At 44.2% G+C, this 4,583-nt stretch carries 4 protein-coding genes; 2 read left to right on the forward strand and 2 right to left on the reverse strand.

Annotated elements, in window-relative coordinates:
- The first annotated feature begins 196 nt into the window (after positions 1 to 196).
- Both fkpB and ispH read left to right on the forward strand, forming a co-directional pair.
- Complete coding sequence (gene fkpB, locus AB4653_RS18425; protein ID WP_009848446.1) at positions 197 to 628, forward strand: FKBP-type peptidyl-prolyl cis-trans isomerase; 432 nt, start codon at positions 197 to 199, stop codon at positions 626 to 628.
- Between the two features lie 175 nt (positions 629 to 803).
- A complete protein-coding gene (gene ispH / locus AB4653_RS18430) occupies positions 804 to 1,760 on the forward strand; it encodes a 4-hydroxy-3-methylbut-2-enyl diphosphate reductase (RefSeq protein WP_029222924.1) in 957 nt (318 codons plus the stop codon).
- A gap of 154 nt (positions 1,761 to 1,914) precedes the next feature.
- Here ispH and btsR read toward each other — a convergent pair whose 3' ends face one another.
- Both btsR and AB4653_RS18440 read right to left on the reverse strand, forming a co-directional pair.
- Complete coding sequence (gene btsR / locus AB4653_RS18435) at positions 1,915 to 2,646, reverse strand: two-component system response regulator BtsR (RefSeq protein WP_009848448.1); 732 nt, start codon at positions 2,644 to 2,646, stop codon at positions 1,915 to 1,917.
- A gap of 105 nt (positions 2,647 to 2,751) precedes the next feature.
- Positions 2,752 to 4,422: a sensor histidine kinase gene (locus AB4653_RS18440; RefSeq protein WP_017103001.1), complete on the reverse strand. Its 1,671-nt coding sequence runs from the start codon at positions 4,420 to 4,422 to the stop codon at positions 2,752 to 2,754.
- Between the last annotated feature and the right edge of the window lie 161 nt (positions 4,423 to 4,583).

Below are 4,583 nucleotides of genomic sequence, written 5' to 3' on the forward strand. Positions count from 1 at the left end.
AGACTACTCAGACATTAATGAGTATCAAGCAAATCGCTTTGTAATAGATTGTCCTAAAGTCAGCCTATGACTCACAGAATAGAATAGCCCTAAGCGCTGTCGGTTGATTCCGACGGCGCTTTTTTTTATGCTGCAAGTAATATGAGAGCAAAGCAAAATGCATTCTCAAATAATAAAGAAATCTAAGGAAAGTAACGTGGCAGCAATTAAAAATGATTCAGCAGTAACTCTACATTTTACGATTAAAATGAAGGATGGTTCAGTTGCCGATAGCACCGAAAATATGGGTAAGCCCGCTAAGTTCGTGATGGGTGATGGCAGCCTAAGTGAGAACTTTGAACAGTGCCTGATTGGCCTTGAAACGGGGACTGAAAAATCTATCGAATTGAAGGCGGAAGACGCGTTTGGTATGCCAAATCCAGATCATATCCATCATATGGATCGTGCTAAGTTTGTTGGCGACTCTGAAGTCGAAGTTGGCACTATTATGGCTTTCTCTGGTCCTGACGGTATGGAAATTCCAGGTATTATCACTGAGATCGCGGGTGATTCAGTGACGGTTGATTTTAATCACCCATTAGCCGGCCAAGACGTTACGTTTGACGTTAACATCTTAGCTGTGGACTAAGTGTCTTAACGGTGGAGTAGCTATCTTAGCGGCTAATCACTATCTTAACAGTAGAATAACATCGCCTTACAGGTGTGATGCAACCCAGAGCTTCACTGTCTAGGCGCTTCACTGTAGAATGCGAACCTCGCTGACAGCGAACTCTATAGAAACAACCTTAGTACCGCGGTAAATGATGAGCAATGAAATGAAAATAATGTTAGCTAACCCTCGTGGCTTTTGTGCCGGTGTCGATCGTGCGATCAGCATCGTAGAGCGCGCTCTTGAACTGTATCAGCCACCGATTTATGTTCGCCATGAAGTGGTGCATAACCGCTTTGTTGTTGAAGGGCTCAAGCAACGTGGTGCTATTTTTGTCGAAGAGTTAAGTGAAGTACCAGACGATAACATCGTGATCTTCTCGGCTCACGGTGTTTCTCAAGCGGTTCGCAAAGAAGCGAAAGAACGCGAGTTAACGGTATTTGATGCGACGTGTCCTTTGGTGACTAAAGTTCATATGGAGGTTGCTCGAGCGAGCCGCAAACATATGGAAGTAGTATTGATTGGTCACGCGGGTCACCCTGAAGTGGAAGGCACTATGGGTCAATACGCTAGCCAAGCTGGTGGTATGTATTTGGTTGAAAGACCAGAAGATGTACAGAACTTAGTCGTGAACGATCCAAGTAACTTACATTATGTTAGTCAAACCACGCTGTCAGTTGATGAAACTGCAGACGTGATTGAAGAGTTACGTCGCGTATTCCCTGAGATCCAAGGACCACGTAAAGATGATATTTGCTACGCAACACAAAACCGTCAAGACGCAATTCGTGAGATGGCTGGTGATGTCGATGTCGTGATAGTTGTTGGCTCTAAGAACTCATCGAACTCTACTCGTTTAAAAGAGCTAGCTGAGAAGCTAGGCACGCCTGGTTATCTAACCGACTGTCCTGAAGACATTCAAACTGAATGGGTTGAAGGGAAAAAGAAAATTGGTGTGACAGCGGGTGCTTCAGCGCCTGAAGAGCTAGTAAACCAAATCTTAGATCGTATTCGTGAGTTGGGTGCTACCGAGGTTGAAGAGATTCAAGGTCGTGAAGAGAACATGTTCTTCGAAGTACCAAAAGAGCTGCAGATTAAGCAAGTCGACTAGTCTCTATGGATTGGTGACAAGATCGATTCGTAACTTTATCGATTCGCAAACAGTATCGATTTGCAAACACTATTGATTTGTAAACAACAGGAAGCCAACGTTGATGTGTTGGCTTTTTTGATCGTATTTTGGAAAAAAGTCGAAACTTATGGGGTTACTGGAGACCGAGTTGCTCCTTTAAAGCCTTTAAGTAACGACGACTGACAGGTACTTCAAAGCCGGTCAGTGTGATGATCTCCGCTAATCCATTCTCTAACAGTTTGATCTCTTGGATCGATTTTATATTGATCAAATACTGTCGATGACAGCGGATCAAATCGGTCTTTTCTTCCAAGATCTTTAGCGTCAACTGCGAGGTTGCCGTTTGTGATGAGCTGCGTACGTGGACACCACTGATATCTGAATAAGCGCACTCGACCGTTTGGCTCGCCATGATCACAATGCGGTTGTGGCCGATACACGGGATCTGCTCTAAGTGGCAGGGAGCAATCGCAGATATATCTTGTTCTGGCGCTTTCTGGTTCAGCTTGATGACCTTATTCAGACGACAAACACTCTTGTTTAATCGACAAGGTTCAACCGGCTTGAGTAGGTAATCAAAGGCATTGTCTTCAAATGCTTGAATCGCATATTGGTCGTAGGCGGTGACGAATACCACGTAGGGCATGGTGTCTGGATCAAGCATGCTTAACAGTTCAATTCCGGTAACCTGCGGCATTTGGATATCCAAATACACCACATCAGGCTTGAGCAGATTGATCTGTTTCAGTCCTTCGATCGCGTTACTCGCTTGGCCAATGATTTCTACTTGTCCGGTTTCAGTCAGTAGTTCAATCAGCTCTTCGCGAGCAAAAAGCTCATCATCGACAACTAATGCCTTTAACATCCTACAATCTTCATTTTGGTTCTATCCCTGCTTGTTTCACGCTTTTCTTTTAAATGTCGGCTTCTAAATGTTTCAACTCGGAGTGATTCGTCTCCGAAAATGCCTTTATTTCAGTATAGGTATGATAAAGCTCATTCGAGTAAATTGCTGTGGTTGAGATTCTATTTTTAGTGCTGAATCTTGTCCAAAGAAATTAGTGAGTCGTTTATCAACAATCTCCATGCCTAATCCAACGTGATCTTGGGATGGCTTCTGATAATTACCAGCATTGTCTTCAACGATTAACTTGAATCCACCCTCGAAAGCCTCGCTATAGATCTTCACTTTACCGCCTTCCAACATATTAGATATCCCATGTTTGATGGCGTTTTCTACCAGCGGTTGCAGGGTAAAGCTCGGCAGTTGCGACTCGTATAGTTGTGAGGCGATATCCCATTCGACTTCTAATCGGTCAGTAAAACGTGCTTTTTCAATAGTTAGGTACGCATTGACGTGCGCCAGTTCGTCTTTGAGTTTCACTGTATTGATGTTCTGCTTCAGATTACTTCTAAAGAAGTGAGAGAGATGCTGAATTAGTTCTCGTGCTTTATCAGGGTCACGGCGTGTAACTGCACTGATGGTGTTGAGTGCATTAAACAGGAAGTGAGGATTCACCTGTGCATGCAGCAGTTTGATTTCCGCTTGGGTGAGCAGCGTTTGCTGTTGCTGATAATTACTAAACAATATCTGGCTCGACAATAGCTGAGCGATACCTTCACCCATCGACATGTTGATGGTCGAGAATAGTTTCAGCTTTGGCTCATACAGTTTGATGGTTCCGACCACTTCATTACCCGCGCGCAGTGGAATAATAAGCGCAGAACCCAATTTACAATCTTGCGATAGAGAACATTGGTACGGGTTTTCTTTGCCATCAAGGTAGATGATGTCGTTTTGTTCCATCGAGGTAAGCGTGCTCTGCGATGAAATCGGAGTGTTAGGTATGTGGTGTTCATCGCCAATGCCAACAAACGCGAGAATTTTTTCTCGGTCGGTGATCGCCACCGCACCAACGTTGGTCTCTTCGTAAATGATGCGCACGATTTTTTGCGCATTATCTGAATTGAATCCACCATGCAAAATACCCACCGAACGTTCGGCAATGGTTAATGCGCGGCGTGAGAAAGTTGCCGAATATTTTTCGAAGATGGTTTTCCGATCTTGGATGATGCTCATGAACAGTGCCGCACCCACAGAGTTAGCAATGATCATTGGCGCGGCAATATCAGAAACCAGAGCATAGGACTGCTCGAATGGTTTCGCGACCGCTAACAGAATTAGCATCTGAATAATTTCTGCAAACAGGGTTACCGAGAACACCACCAACGGATTAAACAGTTGGCTAGCTTTGTTCTTTCTAACCAAGTAAACGTGCAATAGGCCGCCAATCAAGCCTTCAGCTGTGGTCGAAATCGCACAAGCTAAGTCTGTGAAGCCGCCTAATGAGTAACGGTGAATACCGCCAGTAAAGCCGACGGCAAAACCAACGACAGGACCGCCAAACAGACCTCCCATTACCGCACCCATCGCGCGAGTGTTGGCTATGGCGTCATTAATCTGCAGTCCAAAATAGGTGCCCATAATACAGAACAGAGAAAACAGAACATAACAGCTGACTTTATGACTTAAGCGTGAAGAGATGCTCAACAAAGGGAGAATCAACGGGGTTTTACTTAGCATGTAAGCTATTACTAAGTAGACACAGGTTTGTTGCAGCAGAGAGAGAATGAGTTCCATATTTTCACCTATTGAGACGCTTGTTAAGTGTAAAGCTCATTGAGGCTGAAAGGTAGCTTTGCTTTTTGCAGGTTGTCTTTCTTTTGTAAAGTGGAAACTAACGTATTCAGTGGTTATGGATAAAATAATAAAGCCCATCATACATGATTAATGCCGATCGT

This window comes from Vibrio sp. 10N.222.48.A3 (genome assembly GCF_041475345.1).
GTDB lineage: Bacteria > Pseudomonadota > Gammaproteobacteria > Enterobacterales > Vibrionaceae > Vibrio > Vibrio tasmaniensis_A.